20 protein-coding genes are annotated in these 23,455 nt (G+C 69.5%); 7 read left to right on the top strand and 13 right to left on the bottom strand.

The window, feature by feature from the left end; genetic code table 11:
• Positions 1–21: 21 nt before the first annotated feature.
• The 5 genes from ADL15_RS12195 to ADL15_RS12175 form a co-directional block, all read right to left on the bottom strand.
• Entirely contained in the window at positions 22–960 is a 939-nt protein-coding gene (locus tag ADL15_RS12195; protein WP_067688571.1) for an ABC transporter permease, read from the bottom strand.
• On the bottom strand, positions 953–1,879 hold the full coding sequence (locus ADL15_RS12190) for an ABC transporter permease (RefSeq protein ID WP_067688568.1): 927 nt from the start codon (positions 1,877–1,879) through the stop codon (positions 953–955). Before ADL15_RS12190 ends, ADL15_RS12195 begins: the two co-directional genes overlap by 8 nt.
• Positions 1,880–2,007: 128 nt before the next feature.
• On the bottom strand, positions 2,008–3,645 hold the full coding sequence (locus tag ADL15_RS12185) for a peptide ABC transporter substrate-binding protein (RefSeq protein ID WP_067688565.1): 1,638 nt from the start codon (positions 3,643–3,645) through the stop codon (positions 2,008–2,010).
• A gap of 247 nt (positions 3,646–3,892) precedes the next feature.
• A complete protein-coding gene (locus ADL15_RS12180; protein ID WP_067688562.1) occupies positions 3,893–4,558 on the bottom strand; it encodes a response regulator in 666 nt (221 codons plus the stop codon).
• Positions 4,555–5,814 carry a PspC domain-containing protein gene (locus tag ADL15_RS12175; protein WP_067688559.1) on the bottom strand — a complete coding sequence of 420 codons (1,260 nt, stop codon included), beginning with the start codon at positions 5,812–5,814 and terminating at the stop codon, positions 4,555–4,557. Before ADL15_RS12175 ends, ADL15_RS12180 begins: the two co-directional genes overlap by 4 nt.
• Positions 5,815–5,947: 133 nt before the next feature.
• Between ADL15_RS12175 and ADL15_RS12170 the strand changes: the two genes are divergently transcribed.
• From ADL15_RS12170 to ADL15_RS12160, 3 genes are read left to right on the top strand one after another with little or no spacing between them, the layout of a single operon-like run.
• Complete coding sequence (locus tag ADL15_RS12170) at positions 5,948–7,360, top strand: PspC domain-containing protein (RefSeq protein ID WP_067688555.1); 1,413 nt, start codon at positions 5,948–5,950, stop codon at positions 7,358–7,360.
• Complete coding sequence (locus ADL15_RS12165) at positions 7,357–7,716, top strand: hypothetical protein (RefSeq protein WP_067688552.1); 360 nt, start codon at positions 7,357–7,359, stop codon at positions 7,714–7,716. Before ADL15_RS12170 ends, ADL15_RS12165 begins: the two co-directional genes overlap by 4 nt.
• Before the next feature lie 53 nt (positions 7,717–7,769).
• Positions 7,770–9,014, top strand: coding sequence for a phosphatidylserine decarboxylase (locus ADL15_RS12160; RefSeq protein ID WP_067688549.1), 1,245 nt, complete (start codon positions 7,770–7,772; stop codon positions 9,012–9,014).
• Between the two features lie 259 nt (positions 9,015–9,273).
• Here the strand turns inward: ADL15_RS12160 and ADL15_RS12155 are convergent, their stop codons facing one another.
• From ADL15_RS12155 to ADL15_RS12135, 5 genes are all read right to left on the bottom strand, one after another.
• Positions 9,274–10,182, bottom strand: coding sequence for a CDP-alcohol phosphatidyltransferase family protein (locus tag ADL15_RS12155; RefSeq protein ID WP_083971174.1), 909 nt, complete (start codon positions 10,180–10,182; stop codon positions 9,274–9,276).
• Between the two features lie 225 nt (positions 10,183–10,407).
• Positions 10,408–11,295, bottom strand: a complete 888-nt coding sequence (locus ADL15_RS12150) for an NUDIX domain-containing protein (RefSeq protein WP_067688543.1) — start codon at positions 11,293–11,295, stop codon at positions 10,408–10,410.
• Positions 11,296–11,349: 54 nt separating this feature from the next.
• Complete coding sequence (locus ADL15_RS12145) at positions 11,350–12,297, bottom strand: NUDIX hydrolase (RefSeq protein ID WP_067688540.1); 948 nt, start codon at positions 12,295–12,297, stop codon at positions 11,350–11,352.
• A gap of 131 nt (positions 12,298–12,428) precedes the next feature.
• Positions 12,429–13,976 (bottom strand): glutamine-hydrolyzing GMP synthase, encoded by a 1,548-nt coding sequence (guaA, locus tag ADL15_RS12140; RefSeq protein ID WP_067688537.1) that lies wholly within the window; start codon positions 13,974–13,976, stop codon positions 12,429–12,431.
• Between the two features lie 83 nt (positions 13,977–14,059).
• A complete protein-coding gene (locus ADL15_RS12135; protein WP_067688534.1) occupies positions 14,060–15,895 on the bottom strand; it encodes a S8 family serine peptidase in 1,836 nt (611 codons plus the stop codon).
• Between the two features lie 145 nt (positions 15,896–16,040).
• Here ADL15_RS12135 and ADL15_RS12130 point away from each other — a divergent pair, with 145 nt between their 5' ends.
• Both ADL15_RS12130 and ADL15_RS12125 read left to right on the top strand, forming a co-directional pair.
• Entirely contained in the window at positions 16,041–17,147 is a 1,107-nt protein-coding gene (locus ADL15_RS12130; protein WP_083971172.1) for an LCP family protein, read from the top strand.
• Between the two features lie 27 nt (positions 17,148–17,174).
• A complete protein-coding gene (locus tag ADL15_RS12125; protein WP_067688531.1) occupies positions 17,175–18,602 on the top strand; it encodes a M1 family metallopeptidase in 1,428 nt (475 codons plus the stop codon).
• Between the two features lie 113 nt (positions 18,603–18,715).
• Here ADL15_RS12125 and ADL15_RS12120 read toward each other — a convergent pair whose 3' ends face one another.
• Both ADL15_RS12120 and guaB read right to left on the bottom strand, forming a co-directional pair.
• Positions 18,716–19,837, bottom strand: a complete 1,122-nt coding sequence (locus ADL15_RS12120) for a GuaB3 family IMP dehydrogenase-related protein (protein ID WP_067688528.1) — start codon at positions 19,835–19,837, stop codon at positions 18,716–18,718.
• 18 nt (positions 19,838–19,855) lie between these two features.
• A complete protein-coding gene (gene guaB, locus ADL15_RS12115) occupies positions 19,856–21,343 on the bottom strand; it encodes an IMP dehydrogenase (protein WP_067688517.1) in 1,488 nt (495 codons plus the stop codon).
• Positions 21,344–21,463: 120 nt separating this feature from the next.
• Here guaB and ADL15_RS12110 point away from each other — a divergent pair, with 120 nt between their 5' ends.
• Complete coding sequence (locus ADL15_RS12110; protein ID WP_067689071.1) at positions 21,464–21,865, top strand: DUF5319 domain-containing protein; 402 nt, start codon at positions 21,464–21,466, stop codon at positions 21,863–21,865.
• A gap of 73 nt (positions 21,866–21,938) precedes the next feature.
• On the opposite strand, the gene ADL15_RS12105 is transcribed toward ADL15_RS12110, so the two are convergent.
• Entirely contained in the window at positions 21,939–22,787 is an 849-nt protein-coding gene (locus ADL15_RS12105; RefSeq protein WP_067688514.1) for a response regulator transcription factor, read from the bottom strand.
• A 232-nt stretch (positions 22,788–23,019) separates the two neighbouring features.
• On the opposite strand from ADL15_RS12105, the gene ADL15_RS12100 reads away from it, so the two are divergent.
• Positions 23,020–23,406, top strand: a complete 387-nt coding sequence (locus tag ADL15_RS12100) for a WhiB family transcriptional regulator (protein WP_067688511.1) — start codon at positions 23,020–23,022, stop codon at positions 23,404–23,406.
• Positions 23,407–23,455: the final 49 nt, after the last annotated feature.

Here is a 23,455-nt window from a genome sequence, read left to right as displayed (position 1 = left end):
GCCGAAATATCAGTCACAGGGTCACCGCAACTTCGGGTCGAAGGCGTCGCGGACGGCGTCGCCGAGCATGATGAAGGCGAGCACCGTCACGCCGAGGAACAGCGCCGGCCAGACCAGCGGCCACGGCTCGCTCCGGGCGAACTGCGTGCCCTCGGAGATCATGATGCCCCAGCTGATCGCGCCGTTCTTCAAACCGACGCCGAGGAACGACAGGGTCGCCTCGCTGGAGATGTTGATGCCCAGGAGCAGGGTCAGCAGCACGATGTACGACGCGATGGAGTTCGGCAGGATGTGCCGCAGCATCAGACGTCCCGGGGTGGCGCCGAGCATCCGGGCCGCCGCCACGTAGTCCTGCTGCTTCGCCGAGATGACCGCGGACCGCATGACGCGCGCGCCGGAGGTCCAGCTCAGCAGGCCCAGCGTCAGGGTGACCGCGAGAACGCCGTCCGACTTCGGGTCGCCACCGAGCCGGCGGGACAGCACGATGCCGGCCAGCAGGAACGGGACGCCGAGCATGATGTCGACGAACCGGGACAGGATCGCGTCCACCCAGCCGCCGAAGTAACCCGCGGCGAGCCCGAAGAGCAGGCCGATCACGCCGGAGAGCAGCGTGGAGAGCACACCGACCTTGATCGAGTTCCAGGCGCCGTTGACGACCTTGGCGTAGATGTCGCAACCCTGGAAGTCGTACCCGAACAGGGCGTTGCCGGCCGGGCCCTTGAACTGGTTGGACAGCGCGCACTGCGACGGGTCGGCGGAGGTGAACAGCGTCGGGAAGATCGCCATCACCAGGATCGCCGCCACCATCACGATGGCCACCCAGAACATCTTGCGCTTGCGCAGATCGTTCCAGGCGTCGCCGGCCAGGCTGCGCGGCTTGTCCCGCTTGACCCGGCCGTGCGGAACGTTCGGCTGACCGCCCGGCGCCTCGGCCGCGGTCACGGTGTTCAAGTCACTCATAGCGGATCCTGGGGTCGAGGGCGGCGTACAGCAGGTCGACGAGCAGGTTGATGAACAGGAACAGGATCACCAAGATGCTCACGAAACCGACCACGAGCGGGCCGTCCTCGGTGTTGATCGCACGGGCCAGGTTGAAGCCGACGCCGGGGATGTTGAAGACGTGCTCGGTGACGATGGCCCCGGCCAGCAGGCCGCCCAGGTCCACGCCGATCAGCGTGACCACGGGGATCAGCGAGTTGCGCAGGACGTGCACCCAGATGACGCGCATCCGGGTCAGGCCCTTGGCCCGCGCCGTCCGCACGTAGTCGGCGCGCAGGTTCTCCACCACCGAGGTTCGGGTCACCCGCATCTCCGGCGCGATCACGATGCATGCGAGCACGATCGCCGGTAAAAGCAGTTGATAGAAGGTCGCGTCCCGTGTTGCGGTAGGAGCGAACCAACCGAGCTGGATGCCGAAGATCAGCTGAGCCAGGGGGGCGATGACGACGATCGGCATGGCGAGCAGCACGAGCGTGATCAGCAGGGTGGAGTTGTCGAAGATGCCACCCCGCTTGATCGCGGAGTACACACCGGCGGTGACGGAGAAGGCGGCGGCGATGACAATCGCGATGATCGCGAGCCGGAAGGTGACCGGCCAGGCGTCGGACATCATGTCGTAGATCTTGCGGCCGGTCATCGAGGTGCCGAAATCGCCGGTCAGCACCCCCTTCATGTAGTACCAGTACTGCATGAAGAAACCTTCATCCAGGTGGTACCGCTCGGTCAGCGCGATGCGCTGACTCTCGGAGACGGGTCGTTCGCCCACCAGTGCCTGGATCGGGTCTTTCTGGTTGGCGAACATCAGCGCGTATACCAGGAAGGTGGCCCCGAAGAACGTCAGGACCATCTGTAGTAAGCGCCGCACGATATAGCGGAACATACGGGTTTAGCCTCTTCCGCGGAAGAGCGCCGGCCTCGTGAGCACGGCGACGATGAGGTTGGGGTAACACAGTGGTGGCGCCACGGTTTCATATTCTCCGTGACGCCACCACCGGTCTAGCAGTCAGATCAGCTGACAACTTCGATCTTGTAGATGTCGACCTTCGAGAAGAGGTCCAGGGTCACGTTGGACACCTTCTCGGAGTAACCGAACACGTTCTGGCCGTTACGCAGCGGGATGACCGGCATCTCCTTGGCGAGGATGTCCTCGGCCGCCTGCCACTTCTTGATGGCCTCCTCCGGCGTAGCCGCCGCGGAGCCCTCCTTGACCAGGTTGTCGAAGGTGGCGTTGCTGTACCCGTAGTAGTTGGAGGAACCGTCGGTGCTGTACAGCGGGCCGAGGTAGTTCTCCATCAGCGGGTAGTCCATGATCCAGCCGAGGCGGATCAGGCCGACCGGCTGGTGCTTCTCAACCTTGGTCAGCAGGTCGGCGAACTTGGGCTCCTCGCCACCGACGCAGTTGATGCCCAGGGAAGCCTTGATCTGGTTGCACGTCGCGTCCACCCACGCCTTGTGGTTGCCGTCGACGTTGTACGTGATCTTGATTTCCTTGGGACCCTTGGCCGCCTCGTAGAGCTCCTTGGCCTTGGTCGGGTTGTACTCGCAGTTCTCGCCACAGGTGTTGGGGCGGTAACCCGCGACGACCGGGGAGACGAACGAGGTGGCCGGCGACTGCGAACCGAGGAAGATCTGGTCGGTGATCTCCTGGCGGTTGATCGCCATCGAGATCGCCCGGCGGACGTCGACGTTCTGGTACTCCTTCTGGAACGTCGGGAAACCGACGAACTGGAAGGTGGAGTTCGGGCTCTTCTTGAACCGGTCACCCAGGTCGGCAGAAGCCTTGGCCAGGCTCTCGATCGGGATGGTGGTCTGAACGTCCACGTTGTTGGCAACCAGGTCGGCGTACTCGGCCTGCTGGTCCTGGTAGATCTTCCAGGTGATGCCGTCAACCTTCGGAGCGGTGCCCTTGAAGTCGGCGACCTTCTCCACGACCAGCTGGGAGTCGTGCTCCCACTTGCCCTTCAGCTTGAAGGGACCGTTGCCGATGATGGCGTCCTCGAAGCCGTCGGCGATGACGCCGTCGGACTTCCAGGCGGCCTTCGGCAGCGGGAAGAAGGCGGTGTAACCCATGACCGACTCCCAGCCGGCGAACGGCGCCGAGAGGGTGACGGTGAAGGTGGTGTCGTCGACCTTGGCCAGACCGGTCAGGGTCTTCGCCTTGGGCTCGGGGGCCTTCTGCGGGCCCTCCTCGCCGTCCGGGTCCTTCGACTGAAGGTCCGCGTAGCCCTTGATCTTGTCGAAGAAGTACGACGCACCCTGAGCGTTCGGACCGTACGCGCCGTAGTTCCAGGCGTTGATGTAGTTGTCCGAGGTGACCGGCTCGCCGTTACTGAACGTGAAGCCAGACTTCAGCTTGATCGTCCAGACGGTGTTGGCCTTGTCCGGCGTGATCGACTCGGCGGCGACCGGGTTCGGGTTGTTCTGGGCGTCGAAGTCGACGAGCGGGTAGAACAGCGAGGCCAGAACCTCGGCGCCGTTCGACTCGGTGGCGTTCGACGGGATGAGGTGCTGCGGTTCGCCAATACCGATCACGACCGTGTTCGAAGTGGACGACGAGTCGTCAGACCCGCCGCCACCGCAACCAGCGGCCAACAAGGCGATGGCGGTCGCGCCGGCCGCCATCTTCCATGGGGTTTTCCCAGGCATGGGAGTGTCTCCTTCAGGGGCGCTCACGAGGGGTTGTGTGAGTAGCTGCCACTGTGACACAGGGGCACGGAAACCAATGAGCGCCGTTATCAAGCCGATATTAGCCGTTTACGTCCGTACGCACTCCCAAAGATCGTCCTTTCGGACGATCTGGCGGGCCTGAGCTGGGAGTACTCCCCGCAGTGGCCAAACGTACACCGAGCGCAGGCGTCCGTGTGGCGTTCGGTGACGCTCGGTTGATCACGGGTCAGACGAGCCGACGGTCAGCCGCCCACCGTGACAACTCGTAACGGTTACTCATCTGGAGCTTTCGCAGCACATTGGACACGTGCGTCTCAACCGTCTTGATCGAGATGAAAAGCTCCTTGGCGATCTCTTTGTACGCATACCCCCGCGCGAGCAGCCGCAGCACTTCGCGCTCCCGGTTAGTGAGCTGATCGAGCTCGGGGTCGGCGACCGGCACGTCGGGCCGGGAGGCGAACGCGTCGAGCACGAACCCGGCGAGCCGCGGGCTGAACACCGCGTCGCCGTCGGCCACCCGGCGCACCGCGGCGGCCAGCTCGTCCGGCGAGATGGTCTTGGTGACATACCCCCGGGCGCCGGCCCGGATCAGGCCGATCACGTCCTCGGCCGCGTCCGAGACGGAGAGCGCCAGGAACTTGACCTGCGGATGGGTCCGCCGGATCGCCTCCAGCACCGCGCGCCCGCCGCCGTCCGGCATGTGCACGTCGAGCAGCACGACGTCGGGCTGGATCGCGCCGATCCGGCTGATCGCCTCGGCCACCGTGCTCGCCTCGCCCACCACCTCGACGTGCTGGCCCAGCTCGGCACGCACGCCGGCGCGGAACATCGCATGGTCGTCGACCAGGAAAACGGTCAGCCGGCTGCTGGACTGGGTAACGGGCTCGGTCATCGTGCTGACTCCTTACCGGCGGTCACGCTCTCCCGGGAGACCGGAAGCGTGAGACGCACCTCGGTACCGCTGCCGGCGGCGCTGCGGATCTCCGCGCGCCCGCCGTGGCGCTGCATGCGCCCGATGATCGAACCACGGACGCCGTGCCGGGTCTCCGCCACACCGCTCAACTCGAACCCCGCGCCCCGGTCTCGGACGAACACGCTCAACTCGTCCGGTTCGACCTCGGCGTAGAGCGAGACGGTCTGCACGCCGGCGTGCCGGGCAGCGTTGACCAGCGCCTCGCGCGCCGCGGCAACGAGAGCCGCGACCCGCTCGTCGCACTGGGTGTCACCGACCACGACGGTCTCGACACTTATCGCATAGGTGTCCTCGACCTCGGCCGACGCCTGCTCGAGCGCCGCCGCGAATCGCTCGGTCGGCGAGGCGGTGGGTTTGTACAGCCAGTTTCGCAGGCTGCGCTCCTGGCCGCGGGCGAGCCGCTGAACCTCTTTGATGTCGGCCGAGTTGCGCTGGATCAGGGCCAGGGTGTGCAGCACCTGGTCGTGGATCATCGCGGCCACCTCGGCACGCTCCTGCTCCCGGATCCGGCCCTCGCGCTCGGCGCGCAGCTGACCGAAGGTGCGCCAGACCAGCGGCGCCACCACCACACCGACGCCGAGCAGGCCGACCAGCGCGAAGATCAGGCCGTTCAGCACCGAGGAGAACGAGTCGTTCGGCGAGTAGATCGCGACCACGCCGATCACGCCGACCGCGACCAGCACCCCGCCGCCGACGAAGCGGAACATGAACGAGCGCCGGTCGGTCTCGCCGACGATCGCGGCCAGCCACGGTGTCGGCGCGTTCGGGTCGATCCACTGCTCGCGGCGGCTCGGGTCGGCCTGGTGCCAGATCACCCCGGCGCCGACCGCGACCACCGCGATCATCCAGCCCACCGTGGTGCGCACCTGATCGCCGAAGACCAGCGCCTGCAGCAGCACCACGCCCAGGCCGATCGCGGCGAACGGGAGCAGCGCGAGAAGGTCCCGCCGGGGCGGGGGCTCCTCGCCCCGGGCCTCCTGCGGCAGCACTGCCCAGTAGGCCGCGTAGAGCAGCAGGCCGAGCGCGTTGAAGCCGAGCAGGACCACGAGACTGATGCGCACCGCGATGACCGGCAGCCCCAGATGGCGCGCCAGCCCGGCGGCGACACCGGCCACGATGCGGTGCTCGCGGGGGCGGTCGAGCCGGCGGGGCTGCGGCGGGGCTGCGGTTGTCACCCTCCGATCGTCACACGTGCGGCGGGCTGCGGCCACGGGGAACTTCCCCGGTAACGGCGGCTCAGGATCTCAGGGTGGCCTCAGGGTCACATCCTGAGGCGGCTGGGGCCCGCCGGGGCACAGGATCGAAGGCATGAACGACGAAGCTGCCGAACCCCGTACCCCGGGTGCCGGTCCCGAGGGTGGGCCGGCGCCTTCCACCTCCGACTACCCGCCGCCGCCTCCGCCCCCGCCGGGTGCGAACGTGCCGCCGTGGCTCTCCGCCGCCGGCGCCGCGTTCGCCCGTCAGCAGCTGATCCGCCCCCGCGAGGGGCGGTACATCGCCGGCGTCTGCGGCGCGCTGGCCCGGCGCACCAACACCGACCCGGTGCTGTGGCGCGTGCTGCTGGCCGTGCTCGGCGTGCTCGGCGGCGCGGGCGTGCTGTTCTACCTGATCGGCTGGCTGGTCATCCCGTCCGAGGGCGACACCGCCTCGCCGGTGGAGTCGCTGCTCGGCAAGGGCCACTCCGGGATGACCCCGCTCTCCGTGGTGCTGCTCGGCAGCGCCGCACTGCTCACGTTCTCGTTCGTGGTCAGCGACGGCGCCCGGGCCAGCATGCTCGCGGCCGCGGTCCTGGTGGGCGCGTTCCTGCTGATCAAGCGGGGTGCGCCGGCGGGCATCTTTCCGCACATCCCGCAGCCACCGCCGCCACCGCCGCCCGGCCCGGCCGGCGCGACCGGCCCGGCGGCTGAGGACCCGACGATGGCGTTCACGGCGCCGGCCACCTCCGCACCGACCGGCGAACCGGTGACCCCGCCGACCCCGCCGCCGTACGAGCCGCCGCGCTGGACCCCGCCGACCGAGTCGGGCTACCGCCCGCCGTTCGCGCCGCACGGGCCGTTCGCCGGGAACAGTGCGTACCCGGCGCCGCCCACACCGCCGAAGCCGGCGAAACCCCCCAAGCCGCCGAAGGAGCGTTCGATCCTGGGCCGGCTGACCTTCTTCGCCGCGCTCATGGTGATCGGCGTGCTGGCCGCGCTGGACATGGCCGGGCTGAACGTGGCGGTCTCCGCGTACTTCGCGGCCGTGCTGGCCACCCTCGGATTCGGCCTGCTGCTCGGCGCCTGGTTCGGCCGGGCCCGCGGTTTGATCTTCCTGGCCCTGCTGACCACGATCGGTCTGCTGATCTCGACCGGCACCGAGCGCTGGGGCAGTGAGTTCCGGGACAGCGTGTACCGCCCGGCCACCCTCGCCGAGGTCGCCGACTCCTACGAGTTCACCCTCGGCAACGTCACCCTGGACCTGCGCGCCGTCGACTTCACCGGCGCCGACCAGACCACCGCGGTCACCATGAAGGTCGGCCAGCTGCGGGTGCTGCTGCCCGACTCGGTGGACACCACCGCGTCGGTCCGGGTCGGCGGCCGCGCCGTGGTGTTCGGCCAGGAGACCAGCGGTTCCGCGGCGGAATCGCAGGCAGTCACCGACCTCGGCGCGGACGGCGCCGGCGGCGGCAAGCTCCAGCTCGACCTGCGGCTGGACACCGGAAACCTGGAGGTGATCCGATGAAACCGCACCGGATGGATGGCGTCTCGCTCACCTTCGGCCTGCTCTTCCTGCTCATCGCGGCGTGGTGGGGACTCTCCGCGGTGATCACCCTGCACCTGCCCGCGCTGGGCTGGACGGTCGCCGGCGGCCTGATCCTGTTCGGGGTGATCGGCCTGCTCGGGGCGATCACTTCCGGACGCCGTGACCAGCAGCCGCTCCCGGTCGCCGCCGAGGCACGGGTCGAGACCACCCCCGGCGACCTGTCGCCCGAGGTGCACGCCTCGATCGTTCAGGAGCTGCTGGAGGACCCCGGAGCGCGGTTCACCAAGGAGCACGGCACGGCCGGCCGCGAGGCGAAGGCAGAGCCGGAGAAGTGACCGATGCCCCGCCCACGGGCCACCGCTCGTGGGCGGGGCAATATGCTCGCGGAATGAGCCAGTTTCCCGACGTGTCCGCCACGCCCGTTCCGGCCGTGGGAGCCCGGGCCGCTCGTGCCCTGACCGCCGAGTTCGCCCGGCAGAACGCGGCCACCACCGCCCTGCTGATCGGCGCCGACCACTATTCCGCCGTGGTGGCGGCCGCCGTCGAGGCACTGCTGCCCGGTGACACCCTGATCCTGGTGGCCGGCGAGCACAGCAGCGCCGACCTGCTCCGCGGCCACATCACCGGCCTGGGCAGCTGGGTGGCCGACCGCGTGAAGATCGTCGAGTCGCTGGACGAGGTCCAGGGCGCCGACGTGGTGATCGTCGGCGAGCCGCAGACCGGCACCGCCGAGGACACCCGCGGCCTGATCGAGAAGCTCACCAAGCACCTGAACGACGGCGCCGTGCTCAGCCTCGCCACCCCGGCCGGCCCGGGCCGCACCCAGGGTGCCGCGGCCGAGCTGTTCCGGCAGGGCTCGCTCTTCGGTGTCGGCTCCGACCTGGTGGTCCGCAACCAGCCGCCGCTGCGCGTGCACAAGCTCCGGTTCACCCCGGCCGACGTGGCCACCGCGGCCGGCCTGGCCCCGGCCTACCGGCCGTCCAGCGTCCCGGTCACCCGGACCATGCACATCGACTCGAACGGCGTCGCCGCCGCCGGCATCGCGCTCGGCCTGGCCGCGCTGGCCCGCCGGGCCCGGCCCAAGTCCAAGCTCTGGCTGATCCCGGCGCTGGCCGCCGGCCCGGTCGCGGCGTTCTTCCGGGACCCGGAGCGGGACGTGCCGACCGACCCGGCGGCCGTGATCTCGGCCGCCGACGGCAAGGTGCTCTCGGTCGAGCGGATGCACGACGAGCGGTTCGGGCCGGGCGAGTTCCTCCGCATCGCGGTCTTCCTCTCCGTCTTCGACGTGCACGTCAACCGCACGCCGGTGGCCGGCCGGGTGGCCGACTACTTCGTCGAGGAGGGTGGCTACGCGAACGCGGCGACGGCCGCCGCCGAGCACAACGTGGCCGCCTACACCGTGCTGGACACCGACAACGGCACGGTCGTGGTGGCGCAGCGGACCGGGCTGATCGCCCGGCGGATCGTGCAGCGCGCACCGGTGGGCACGCTGCTCGCCAAGGGTGAGCGCTACGGGCTGATCCGTTTCGGTTCGCGCACCGACGTCTACCTGCCGGCCGACAAGGCCGAGGCACTGGTCAGCGTCGACGAGCGGGTCGTCGGCGGCTCCACGATCATCGCCCGCTGGCGCTGATCCGACGATCACCGAGATGAGGTCGCGGTCCGCCGAGGTCCGCGGCCTCTCCCGGCACCAGGGCCGCGGAGACTGCGACACCCCTCACGGTACGTGGTCAAAACGGTCTTTCCGTGACGTCCCGCACATCCAGCCGCACAACGCCGTACCCAGGGGTTTCGGGCTTCTGAACGGACCGTGACGTCACCCACAACCGTGCCCATCGCGCAAAAAAGGGGCCGCCTCCCATCGGGAGACGGCCCCTTCTCAGGTCAGGGGATCAGGCGCGCTTGGCCCGCATCCACATGATCGGGCCACTGACGAGGTACGTCGCGACGACCATCACGAACGTCATCCGCACATCCTGCAGCGCACCGACGACCGGCAGCAGCCACAGCCACGGCGGCAGCTTGATGATCCGGGCGAGCTTCGCGTACGGGAAGCTCGACACCATGGCGAAGGCCAGCAGCGCGACACCGGCCAGCACCGCGAACCCGGGCAGCGGCTGCAGACCGATCAGCACCGCCAGAGCGAGCACCGCGGCGGTCATCGTGGTCGGCACGCCGGAGAAGTAGCGACCGTCCTTCGGCGACACGTTGAAGCGGGCCAGCCGGATCGCGGCACAGCCGGCGACCAGCGCGGCAGCCACCGCGGCGGCCGCGGGCGGCACCCGACCGGCCAGCGAGGCGTAGACCACGACCGGCGCGGCCAGGCCGAACGAGCACATGTCGGCCAGCGAGTCCATCTGCGCGCCGAACGGGCTGGCGACACCGAGCTTGCGAGCCAGCGCGCCGTCCAGGCCGTCGAAGGCCACGCAGGCGATCAGGCAGGCGGCCGCGATCTGCGGACGACCGGCCATCGCCAGGAAGATGGCGAACAGGCCGAGCCCGAGGCTGCTCAGGGTGCACGCGTTGACCAGGGCGAAGCGCACCCGGCGAGCCATCGTGGGCTCGCCCGGCAGCAACGGGATGGTCGCCGGGATCGACTCCTCGTCAGCCGGGACGGCGTCGAAGGCGGGGGTGGTGTCCAGTGGAACTCCGGGGGCGGGGAGGGTACGGATCAACCCAGGCTCCGACCCGGTGTAGAGCACCTCGGCACGGGTCGCGGTGGCGGCCCGGCTCGTCTCGGTGGACCGGCGGCCCACCCGAACCAGTAGGGCTTGCCGGGCGAGAGACCCGCCTCGGCGCAAGCGGCCTGCCCAACGACGACCGGCGGGACGGGGGCTATCCGTCGATCGACGCCGGCGCCAAGGGGTACTCGGCACGTGCTTCCTCCATGGAGTTCGGGGTCCACCGGCATCGTGACGAGCCCGGCGAAATTGCGGGTTACACCATCGCACAGCGAAACGGCCTTGGCGAGAGGCCGATTAGTTGCGCTGCGCAACGGGCCGCTCTCCATCTTCCTGGTAACGATTTTAGCCCGTGTGGGCCAGTGCTTCCTGGGCCAGTTCGGTCAAGGGCAGTTCGCCCACCTCACCGAGGGTGAACCAGGACGCCCGGTCGGTGGATCCGCCGGCCGCCTCGGTGACCGATGCGGTGACCGGTTCATCCACCCTTACCCGGTAAACGACGCGGATCACATGCCAATCCATCGGAATGCCCTCGGGCCCGAGTGCCGCCGGGTCGTAGCGGTGGCCGACGGTGAGCAATCCGTCCACCCGGCCGCGCTGCGAGGTCTCCTCGTCGAGCTCGCGGAGCAGACCCTGCTCGGGCGTCTCGCCGAAGTCGGTGCCGCCGCCCGGCAGGTGCCACTGGCCGCCGCCGGGGTAACCCTCGGTGATCCGGGCCAGCAGGACCCGGCCGGCCGGGTCGGTGACCAGACCGTACGCCCCGAACCGCTGCACCCGGGTGCCCCGGCGGACCGGCTCGTCGTCGTCCGGCACGGCCGGCAGGTCGGACGGTGCGCCGAGGGCGTGTGCGGTGAACGGCAGCAGCGGCACCTCGGCGACGGTGGCGGGCGTCAGCCACGCGGCCAGGTCGGTGGTGCCGTCGGCCTCGGCGCGCAGCACGCCGTCCTGGACCGTGACGTCGTAGATGATCCGGTCGGTGTGCTCGACCGGCCCGTCCGGCAGGGCGATCACGTCGGCCACCACGGCACGGACCCCGGTGACCGCGACCAGCAGGCCGGTCTCCTCACCGAACTCCCGGACGACCGCGTCGGCCGGGTGCTCGCCGTGCTCGACGCCGCCGCCGGGCAGCGACCAGACGCCGGGGAACGCGCTGAGCTCCGATCCGCGGGCGAGCAGGACGCTGCCGTCGGCGGAGCGGCACACGCCGTACGCCGCGGCCCTTCTGATCTTCACGGGCCGACGTCCTGTCCTCGCGGGTCGCGTCTCGCGCGACCCGCGAGACCTGACCTAGATTAGCCGCGCCGCGCGCAAGGCGTCCGCGGTGACGTCGGTGAGCTGGTCGGAGGCCAGTTCGGCGACCTCCTTGAGCGGCATCCAGCGGGCATCCGAGGTGGAGCCGCCGACGTCGTGGATGGTCACCTCGGTCGGCTGGTCCACCACCACCCGGTAGAACGCCCGGACGCCGTGCCAGTCGATCGGGTAGCCCTCCGGGCCGAGCGAGGCCGCGTCGCGGTGGCTGGCCACCCCGAGCAGCTCGATCAGCCGGCCGGCCTGCCCGGTCTCCTCGACGAGTTCGCGGAGCAGCGCGGTGCCGGGCTGCTCGCCGTAGTCGGTGCCGCCGCCGGGCAGGTGCCAGCAACCGGCGCCGGGATAGCCCGGGGCGATTCGCGTCAAAAGAAGGTTTTCGTACGGGTCGGTGGCGATCGCGTACGCCGCGAAGCGCTGCGCCCGGTGCAGCCCGTCCGGCCCCTCGTACGCGTAGAACGACGGGAAGGTCGGCGGCACGTCGGGGCGCAGGTCGGCGGAGGCGGCGCTGAGCCCGAGCGCGGCGGCGGCGAACGGCCGCAGCTTCAGCCCCTCGGCCTCTTCCAGGGTGGTCCAGCGCGCCAGGTCGGTGGGGTGGCCGACCCGGTCGATCAGGTTGCCGCCGCGGACCGACACGGTGTAGATCAGCCGGTCGGTGTGGATGGTGACGCCGCGGTGCGGCAGCGAGCGCATGTCGGCCAGGACGTCACGCAACCCGGTGACGGCGACGGAGAGCCCGGTCTCCGCCGCGGTCTCGCGGACGACGGTGTGGTTGGGGTCTTCGCCGTGGTCGACGGCGCCGCCGGGCAACGACCAGATTCCGGGCGTACCGGATTTGGCCGAGGCCCGGACCAGGAGGACGCGGCCTTCGTCGTCAGTCGCGACGGCGTAGGCGGCGATCCTGCGGAGCGGTTCCAGTGCGGGGGTCACGAAGCGGCATTCTGCCCGGATTATGTTACCTATCCAGGGCGTCTGTCGGGTTCCTGACAGTTGGATAGCGCTGTGTAACCGCAGCTCAGGGCGTTTTTACCCGCCCTGAGCTATAGATCCACTACTGACCGTCACTCCCACTCGATGGTGCCCGGGGGCTTGCTCGTGACGTCCAGCACGACCCGGTTGACCTCCCGGACCTCGTTGGTGATCCGGTTCGAGATCTTGGCGATCACGTCGTACGGCAGGCGGGACCAATCGGCGGTCATCGCGTCCTCCGAGGAGACCGGACGCAGCACCACCGGGTGCCCGTAGGTCCGGCCGTCGCCCTGCACGCCGACACTGCGCACGTCGGCCAGCAGCACCACCGGGAACTGCCAGACGTCCCGGTCCAGACCGGCCGCGGTGAGCTCCTCGCGGGCGATCAGGTCGGCCTGGCGCAGCAGGTCCAGCCGCTCCCGGTCGACCGCGCCGATGATCCGGATGGCCAGGCCGGGACCCGGGAACGGGTGCCGCTGCACGATCTCGTCGGGCAGGCCGAGCTCCGAGCCGATCGCGCGCACCTCGTCCTTGAAGAGCGTGCGCAGCGGCTCGATCAGCGCGAACTGCAGGTCGTCGGGGAGGCCACCGACGTTGTGGTGCGACTTGATGTTCGCGGTGCCGGTGCCGCCGCCGGACTCCACCACGTCGGGGTAGAGCGTGCCCTGCACGAGGAACTCGATGTGCCGCTCGGCGTCCAGGTCACGGGCCGCGGCCTCGAACGACCGGATGAACTCCCGGCCGATGATCTTGCGCTTCTGCTCGGGGTCGATGACACCCGCCAGGTGGCCGAGGAACTGCTCCTCCGCGTTGACGACGACCAGCCGGACCCCGGTGGACGCCACGTAGTCCTTCTCGACCTGCTCGGCCTCGCCGGCGCGCAGCAGGCCGTGGTCGACGAAGACACAGGTGAGCTGGTCACCGATGGCCTTCTGGACGAGCGCCGCGGCGACCGCCGAGTCGACACCGCCGGAGAGGCCGCAGATGACCTGCTTGTCGCCGACCTGCTCGCGGATCAGCGCGACCTGCTCGTCGATGATGTTGCTCGGCGTCCAGGTGGGCTCGATGCCGGCGATGTCGTACAGGAAGCGCTTGAGCATTTCCTGGCCCTGCTCGGTGTGCGCCACCTCGGGGTGGAACTGCACACCGGCGCGCTTGGCGGTGAGGTCCTCGAACGCCGCGACCGGCGCGCCCGGGGTGGACGCGGTGACCGCGAAGCCGGAGGGGGCGACCGCGACGCTGTCGCCGTGGCTCATCCAGACCGGCAGGTCGGCCGGCAGGTCGCGGAGCAGGGTGCCGCCCTGTGCGGCGAGCAGGGTCCGGCCGTACTCCCGGGAGCCGGTCTGCGCGACCGTGCCGCCGAGGGCCTGTGCCATCGCCTGGAAGCCGTAACAGATGCCGAAGACCGGGACGTCATGATCGAACAGGCCCGGGTCGAGCGAGGGCGCGCCCGGCTCGTAGACGCTGGAGGGGCCGCCGGAGAGGATGATCGCAGCGGGGTTCTTCGCCAGCATCTCGGCCACCGGCATCGAGTGCGGGACGATCTCCGAATAGACGCGGGCCTCACGGACCCGGCGGGCGATCAACTGGGCGTACTGGGCGCCGAAGTCGACGACGAGAACGGGACGCGGGGTACTCACCCGGCGAGTTTACCGACGGCGGCCCGGCCGGAAGACGACGAGGGGCCGGTCGTCACCGACCGGCCCCTCGTTGGTGCGATGCGTCAGGCGCGGTAGTACGTGCGCAGGACCGCGGTGGTGAGGTAGTTGCCCGCCTTGTCGTACGCCCGGAGGCGCACGTTCATCTTCTTGGCCTGGTTCTTGACCTTGAAGCTCAGCGAGTAACCGGCGGTGGTGTCGGTCGCCACCACCTTGCCGTTGACCAGCAGCTGCACCTTGCTGATCCCGGACACGTCACTGGCCTTCGCCTTGATCGTGACGGTGCCGGACACCTTCGCCTTGTTCTTCTTGGCGCTGGTGAGCGCGACCTTGGGCTTGATGTTGTCCGCGATCACCGTGCGCTCACCGGTCCAGGCCGCGTTGCCGGCCTTGTCGGTGACCTTCAGCTTGACCTTGATCGGGCCGTTGCGGGTCCCGGTCTTCAGCGTGGGCGCGAACGGCGCCTTGTAGGCCCAGTCGGCCCACTTGCCGTTGACGTACAGCTCCGCCTTCATCACACCGGACCAGCTGTCGGTCGCGCCGACCGGCTTGATCGCGACGTTGCCGTGCACCTTGGCGTTCTGTCCCGGCGAGATGTACCCGATGGTCGGCACCCGGGCGTCGGTGTCCATGGTGAGCGCCTTGGCCGCGTCCACCAGGCCGTACCGGGTCCAGTTGCGGGCCGTTCCGGTCTTGGTCGAGCGGGTGATGGCGCTCTGCAAGGCCCAGCCGGTGTAGGTCGGGTGCGCCGACTTGACCAGCCCGGCGATGCCGGCCACCAGCGGCGACGCGAACGACGTGCCCTGCACGTAGTAGTACCGCGTGCCGTTGATGATCTCCCCGCACGACGTGTCGTCCGGGGTGGTGTCGTCGCCGTGGCAGTACTTGCCGGTCTTGGTCATGCCGGCCGTGATGCCCGGCGCCGCCACGTCGACCCAGTTCGTCCCGTAGTTGGAGAAGCTGGACTTCTTCTGGACGTCGGGGGTGTTGTAGGTGTTCGTGCCGCCGACCGACAGCACGTCCGGGTACGCCGCCGGATAGAACTTGCTGGTCTTGTTGTCGTTGCCGGCCGCGGCCACCACCAGGACGCCACGCGCGTTGGCGTAGGCCACCGCGTTCGCGACCACCGGGTCGTTGTAGGGCGAACCCAGCGACAGGTTGATGATGTCGGCGTTGTTCTGGGCCGCGTAGACGATGCCCTGGGCGATGGTCGAGAACGGACCGGAGCCCGTGTGGTCCATCACCCGGACCGGCATGATCTTGCACTCCCAGCAGACACCGGCCATGCCGGTGCCGTTGTTGCCCTTGGCCGCGATCAGCGACGCGACGACCGTCCCGTGCGGGAAGTCGCCACCGTCGCGCGGGTCGTTGTCGCCGGCGACGAAGTCCATGCCGGGCACGAGCTGGTCGGCCAGGTCGCCGACCGGGGTCACTCCGCTGTCGACGACCGCGACGACGACCGAATCCGTACCGGTGGTGGTGTCCCAGGCGGCCGGCACGTTCAGCTGCGGCAGCTCGGGCTGGCCGTTGGCGTACACCGTGTCGTTCGGCGTGACGTCGACGACCTTGGCCACGTGGTCGACCGAGGCGTAGGCGACCGCCGGGTCCTGTCGCAGCAGGGCCAGCGCGAGGTCGACCCGGTTGGCCGGAACACTGATTGCTTTGGCGCCGATCTCGGCGAGCAGTCCCTTGCGGGCCTGTCCCTGCGCCTCGGCGCCCTGCAGACCGAGCCGGGCCAGGGTGGCCAGCTTGGCGGAGGCGTCGTGGCCGGGCTTGAGGCCGATCACCAGCGGTACCGGCGCGACTTCCGCAGCGCTGGCCGGACCGGCGATGGCGCCCGCCCCGGTGATCAGAGTTGCGGAAAGAAGTCCGACGGTCCACCGCCGGGCTTGAGGGTTCATATGCGAGTGCCTCCCCGTGGCGATCGCCGCGAACCGGCGAATCGCCCGGCCAGAGTACTGGTGATCATAAATTTCGCAAGACCCCTTCCAGAGAACGGGATGAATGGGGATTGAGCACGTCACGGCCGTGACTTAGGGTGCCGCTATGCGGAACAGCAAGATCACGTGGGCCGTGGTGATCGGGGCAGTGGTGGCCCTGCTCGCCGGCATCGGTGTGGCGGTCGCCGTCAACCGGGGCTCGGACAGCACCGACGCCGCTCCGGTGGGTTCGGCGCCGGCCTCCGCGCCGGTGCTGGAGTCGACACCGAGCCCGTCGGCGTCACCGGCGCCCTCCCCCGGCGCCGACATCACCGGCCCGCTGGACCTGCTGCTGGTCGGCGTGGACACCCGGATCACCATTTCGGACTGGGAGTCGCACTCCGACACGATCATGCTGTTGCACGTCGACACCGGCCTGAAGTCCGCGTACCTCTACTCGCTCCCCCGGGACCTGCGGGTGGTCATCCCGGCGTTCAAGAAGTCCGGCTTCGCCGGCGGGCGCCACAAGATCACCGAGGCGATGGCGTACGGCTCCCGGCTGCCCGGCAAGAAGACCAAGAACATCCAGAACGGGTACGAGCTGCTGGCCAAGACCATCGGCAACTACACCGGCATCAAGACCATCCAGGCCGGGGCGATCCTCAACTTCGGCGGCCTGGACAAGCTCGTCGACAAGCTCGGCGGCATCGACCTCACCGTGGATCAGAAGGTCAAGTCCCGGCACCGCACCCCGGACGGCAAGGCCCGCAAGCTGGTCGGTCACGACTACGTCGGCCCGCAGGCGGTCTACCTGCCCGGCAAGCGGCACCTGACCGGCTGGCAGGCGATCGACTACGCCCGCCAGCGGTACGGCCTGCCGAACGGCGACTACGACCGGACCCGTCATCAGCGGCAGCTGGTCAAGGCGATCCTCACCAAGGCGCTGAGCGAGCAACTGACCGACGCGACGAAGCTGGAAGCCGTGATCACCGCGCTCGGCAAGACCCTCGTCACGGTGGGCGGGCGTCGCCCGGTCGAGTACGCGTACGCCTTGCGTGACCTCGCACCGGCGAAGGTCACCATGGTCCACCTGGACGGCAGCGGAGTCGGCAGCGGCGGCGGCTACCTGGGCGAACAGCTGAACACCGAGGCTCGCGGCTTCCTCAACGCGGTGGCCAAGGGCAAGATCCCGGCATATCTGAAGGCGCACCCGAAGCTGGTCAACAAGGGCTGATCGGGCGGCCGGTCTTAACCTCGCCTTATGAGACGACGGGGTTTGCTGCCGGCCGCCGCGCTGGCCGTCCTGCTGACGGCCGGGGCCTGCACATCGGACGACGATCCGCCGGAGCCGGGATCCTCGGCCACGCCGACCGCCGCACCGGACTTCCGGCCCGGCGCGGACGGCGCCGGCGACCCGTACTTCCCGAAGTACGGCAACGGCGGCTACGACGTGGCCGGGTACGACCTCGACCTGCGCTACGACCCGAAGACCGGGAAGCTGACCGGCCGGGCGACGATCACCGCGACCGCGACACAGGACCTGGCCAGCCTGAACTTCGACCTGGCCCACCTGACCGCCTCCACGATCACTGTGGACGGCGCGGCGGCGACCGGGCGGGCGGCCGGCAACGAGCTGACCGTCACACCGGCCGCCGGCATCCCGGCCGGCCGGGCGTTCACCGTGGTCGTCGACTACGGCGGCACGCCGGACCAGCTGGAGAACAAGTCGCTGGGCAACGGCGGCTGGATCCGTACCGCCGACGGCGGTATCGCGCTCGGTCAGCCGGAGTCGGCCAGCACCTGGTACCCGGTGAACGACCACCCGTCGGACAAGGCCACGTTCGCGCTCGCGATGACCGTGCCGGACGGGCTGGAAGTGATCAGCAACGGGGTGCCCGGGCCGCGCGCGACGAAGGCCGGCTGGACCACCTGGCGGTGGAGCGAGGGCTCGCCGATGGCCAGCTACCTCTCCACCGTGGTGATCGGGCAGTACCGGGTCACCACGTCCACCCACGACGGCAAACCGATGATCGTCGCGGTGCCCGAGTCGATGGCGGCGACCAGCCCGGCCGCCACGTCACTGGCCCGGACCGGGGAGATCACCGACTACCTGGCGAGCGTGTTCGGGCCGTACCCGTTCGACGCGAACGGTGGCGTGGTGGTCAGCGACAAACGCATCGGGTACGCCCTGGAGACGCAGACCCGGCCGGTCTACGGCGACACGTTCTTCGCCGGCGAGCCGAACCCCGGTGTGGTCGCGCACGAGCTGGCGCACCAGTGGTTCGGCGACAGTGTGGCGCTGCGCCGCTGGCAGGACATCTGGCTCAACGAGGGGTTCGCGACGTACGCGGAGTGGCTCTGGTCGGAGCACGACGGGCAGGATTCCGCGCAGAAGCTCTTCGACAAGTCGTACGCGGCGTTCGACTGGTCCACCCCGCCCGGCGACCCGGGAGCGGCCCGGATCTTCGGCGCTCCGGTCTACCAGCGCGGCGGGATGACCGTGCACGCGCTGCGCAGGACGATCGGCGACGACGCGTTCTTCCGGCTGCTGAAGACCTGGACCACCGACCACAAGGACGGCAACGCCGACACCGCCCAGTTCATCACGACCGCGGAGCAGGTGTCCGGAAAGGACCTGAAAGCCTTCTTCGACGCCTGGCTGAACGGCACCACCCGCCCCGCGCTCTAACCAGTGTGTGAAGTTTGGGCGCGGAGCGCACCCAAACTTCACACACTGCGGGCTCTCGGCCTGAGGTGTGGGGAGTTTGGGCGCGGAGCGCACCCAAACTTCACACAGTTGGCTCAGCTCTGGTCGAGGACCAGGGCTACCTTCTGGAACTCCTTGACGTCGCGGTAGCCGCACTTGGCCATCGCGCGGCGCAGGCCGCCGAACAGGTTGAGCTGGCCGTTCGGGCTGTTCGCCGGGCCGTAGAGCAGCTGCTCGAGGCTGCCGTCCGGCTCGCCCGCGATGCAGAATCCGCCGCGCGGCAGAGCCGGGTGGCTGGCCGACGAGTGCCACCAGGCGCCACCGGCCGGCGCGCCCTCGGCCAGCGAGAGCGGCTCGCCCAGCATCACCGCGTCGGCGCCGCAGCCGATCGCCTTGGCGATGTCGCCGGAGGTGGCGATGCCGCCGTCGGCGATCAGGTGCACGTAGCGGCCACCGGTCTCGTCCAGGTAGTCGCGGCGGGCGGCCGCGGCGTCGGCGATCGCGGTCGCCATCGGCACCCGGATCCCAAGCACGGTGTCGGTGGTCGCCCACTCGTCCGCGCCCACCCCGACGATCACGCCGGCCGCACCGGTGCGCATCAGGTGCAGGGCGGTCTTGTAGTCGGTGCAGCCGCCGACGATGACCGGCAGGTCGAGGTCGGCGATGAACTCCTTGAGGTTCAACGGCTCGTCGGTGGTCGAGACGTGCTCGGCCGAGACCAGGGTGCCCTGGATGACCAGCAGGTCCACGCCGGCGTCGAGGATCACCGGTGCGAGCGCCAGGGTGTGCTGCGGCGACACCCGGACCGCGACGGTGACGCCGCCCTCACGGATCTGCCGGACCCGCTCGGCGATCAGCTCCGGCTTGATCGGCTCGGAGTAGACCTCCTGCAGCCGCTTGGTGGCGTCCGCCTCCTCGTCCAGCGAGGCGAGCTCCTCAAGGATCTTGCTGGGGTCCTCGTAGCGCGTCCAGAGGCCCTCGGCGTTGAGCACGCCCAGGCCGCCGAGGCGGCCCAGGGCGATCGCCGAGTCCGGGCTCATGGTGGCGTCCGACGGGTGCGCGACGCAGGGGATCTTGAATGGGTACGCGTCGAGCTTCCACTCGGTCGACACGTCGTCCACGTCCCGGGTCCGCCGGCTCGGCACGATCGCGATGTCATCCAGGTGGTAGCCGCGCTGAGCGGTCTTACCTAGGCCGATTTCCACGACGTCACGCATGGTGGGGTTCCAGATCCTCTAGCGGGAGTGGTAGTTGGGGGCCTCGACCGTCATCTGGATGTCGTGCGGGTGGGACTCCTTGAGGCCCGCCGCAGTGATCCGGATGAGCTGACCCCGCGCCTGGAGGTCGGGGATGGTCTCCGCACCCACGTAGCCCATGGCCGCGCGCAGCCCGCCGATCAACTGGTGCGCCACCCTGGACAGAGGACCACGATAGGGCACCTGGCCCTCGACGCCCTCGGGGACCAGCTTGTCCTCATTCACATCCTGCTGGAAATACCGGTCCTTGGAGTACGACTTCGCCTGACCACGCGACTGCATCGCGCCCAGCGAGCCCATCCCCCGGTACGACTTGAACTGCTTGCCGTTCATGAAGATCAGCTCGCCGGGGCTCTCCTCCGAGCCCGCCAGCAGGCTGCCCAGCATCACGGTGCTGGCGCCGGCCACGATCGCCTTGGCGATGTCACCGCTGTACTGGATGCCGCCGTCACCGATCACCGGCACACCGGCCGGAGCGCACGCCCGGCTGGCCTCCATGATCGCGGTAATCTGCGGCACACCCACGCCCGCGACGATCCGGGTGGTGCAGATCGCGCCCGGGCCGACACCCACCTTCACCGCGTCGGCGCCCGCCTCGACCAGGGCCTTGGCACCCGCGAACGTCGCGATGTTGCCGCCCACGATGTCGATCGGGGTGTCCTTCTTCAGCCGGGCCACCATCTCCAGCACGGCCCGCTGGTGACCGTGCGCGGTGTCGACGATGACCACGTCCACGCCCGCGTCGACCAGGGCCCGGGCCCGCTTGTACGACTCGTCGCCGACGCCGACCGCGGCGGCCACCCGCAGGCGGCCCTGACCGTCCTTGGCCGCGTTCGGGAACTGCTCGCTCTTGGTGAAGTCCTTGACCGTGATCAGGCCGCGCAGGTGGCCGCCCTCGTCGATCAGCGGCAGCTTCTCCACCTTGTGCCGACTCAGCAGCGCCAGCGCCTGGTCCTTGGTCACCCCGACCGGCGCGGTGATCAGCGGGGCCTTGGTCATCACGTCCCGGACCTTGGCGTCCATATCGCTGACGAACCGCATGTCCCGGTTGGTGACGATGCCGACGAGCACACCGGACGCGTCGACCACCGGGGCGCCGGAGATCCGGTACTGCCCGCAGAGCGCGTCGACCTGGCCCAGGGTGTCGTCCGGGCTGCAGGTGATCGGGTTGGTGATCATGCCGGACTCGGACCGCTTCACCAGGTCGACCTGGGTGGCCTGGTCCTCCACCGAGAGGTTGCGGTGCAGCACGCCGATGCCACCCTGACGGGCCATGGCGATCGCCATCCGCGCCTCGGTGACGGTGTCCATGCCGGCCGAGAGCAGCGGGATGGACAACTCGACGTTGCGGGTCAGTCGCGTCACCGTGTTGACCCGGCTGGGCACGACATCCGACTCACCTGGCTGCAGCAGCACGTCGTCGAAAGTCAGACCGAGAGGAACAGTGCGAGCGCTGTCAGTTTCCACAGATCATTCCCTAGAGAAGAGGCGGAGTTCATCATCCTACCCAGCCCGGAGGGGCCACCCAGGCGGCGGACAGAACGTGCGGGCCAGCACACCCGGCCGGGAGGTGAGTACGGTATGGGGGTGCAAGAAGAGCCGATCGACCCCTTCAACGGCGACCCCGCCGACCCGGCTGCGGAACTCGACGACCTCAACGAGGACGCCGAGAGCGAACCGCTGACCGAGGAGGAGCGGCAGGACGTCCTGGAGGACCTCTCCGATCTGGAGATCTACCAGGCGTTGCTGAGCCCGACCGGCATCCGTGGTCTGGTCATCGAGTGCGAGGACTGCCACGAGCCGCACTACTTCGACTGGGATCTGCTCCGGGGCAACCTGCGCCACCTGTTGAGCAGCGGCCGGCCCCGGGTCCACGAGCCGGCCTACGACCCCGACCCGGATCACTACGTCACCTGGGAGTACGCCCGGGGTTACGCCGACGGCGTCCACGACACCCTCACCGAGGGCAGCGACGAGGATGCGAGCTAGAGAGCTCTGACATCGGTACGGGGCAGGCGGTTGTTCTCCGCCTGCCCCGTACCGATTCTGTCCAACCTGTCGTTCAGGCCACCAGGCCCGCCCGGAATCCCGCGGCCACCGCGTGTGCGCGGTCGCGGGCGCCCAGCTTGCGGAACAAGCGGCGGGCGTGCGTCTTGACGGTGTCCTCCGAGACGAAGAGCTCGCGCCCGATCTCGGCGTTGCTCTTCCCGTCCGCCATCCCGCGCAGCACCTGCAGCTCGCGCTCGGTGAGCGTGAGCCGCCGCCCGGTCGGCGGAGCGTCGGCCATCACCGCGCCCTCGTTGCCCGGCCAGGCCACCATCGGCCGTCCGGTGGCCGGGTCGATCGGCGCGTCACCGCGCTGCACCGGCACCATCGGCGCGTTCGGCCCGAGCATGGCCGGCACGGACGCCGCGTTCGCGACCGTCATGCCGATCCCGTCGCGGTACTGCCCGCGAGTCGCCGGAGAATTGCTGTTGCGCATCCCACCGGCGACGCCGGCCGGCTGAGCGTTCGCGCCGTTGATCGGCATGCCCTGCGGGCGTACCGGCAACAGCAGTAGGAGCAGCGCCTTGGCGACGACGCTGACCAGGTCGTGTTCGACGCCACGGATCACTCCGCGGGCGCCGGCGGCGACGGCTGCCGCCGCCACTCGGGGGTCTTCAGCACCGAAGAGCACCAGCTGCGCCTGTGGGGCACGAGCGAGTACGCGCCGGGTGAAGCCGACGCTGTCAGGGCGGGTCACGGCGGTATCGGCCAGAACCACTTCGGCCGGCCGTTCCGCCAGTCGGATCATGGCCTCGGTCTCGCTGACCGCAGTCCGGACGACGCCGGTCATGCCGAGCCGGGCCGCGGTGGACGCGACGGTCTGGGCCGCCAGCGGGGTTCGGACGCACACGAGGACGGTACGCACAGTGATCCTCCTTCTCTCTCAGAGGAGATCACGCGAGGGCCGCAGCATTACGCGCTTTAGATGGAAAAAACAGGAAAGAAAGGTATGACTTGCCACCTCTTTGCCACACGGCTCGCCAGAGACATCGACATGTTGCGTGTGAGCCGGCTTTTGCCGGGGTACACCCGCGTGAGGCCTGTGACGGGCCCCCGTGTCGACCAATCCGCGGTGCCGCGCGGTGAGGAGGGTGTTGATGTCGAACGTTCGCAGGCTGCCCGGGCCGATCGCCGATCTGTGGGACTGGCAGCGGCTGGGACTGTGCCGTGGCCGGGACAGTGCGCAGTTCTTCCACCCGGACGGCGAGCGCGGTTCGTCCCGCAATCGCCGCGAGGCCAAGGCCAAGACGATGTGCGGAGCATGCCCGGTCAGGGCCGAGTGCGCCGCGCAAGCTCTCGCGGTGCGCGAGCCGTACGGGGTCTGGGGAGGTTTCAGCGAATCGGAGCGGCTGCGGCTGCTCGCGGTCGGCTGGGAGGACCTTGCAGACCGTCACGGACGGGTCGACCTGGTCCGGCTCGAGGCACGCCTCGGACGTCCCCACAAATCGGCAGTGCCCGCACAGCGGCAGGCACCGGCGGCCTGAATTCGCCCGACGCGCGGCATCACCACACGACTGGCGACACGGTCCTCCC

This window comes from Actinoplanes awajinensis subsp. mycoplanecinus, assembly GCF_001509495.1.
Taxonomy (GTDB): domain Bacteria; phylum Actinomycetota; class Actinomycetes; order Mycobacteriales; family Micromonosporaceae; genus Actinoplanes; species Actinoplanes palleronii.
Note: the sequence above shows the minus strand (reverse complement) of the source record. Positions and strands in the feature narration are given on the sequence as shown.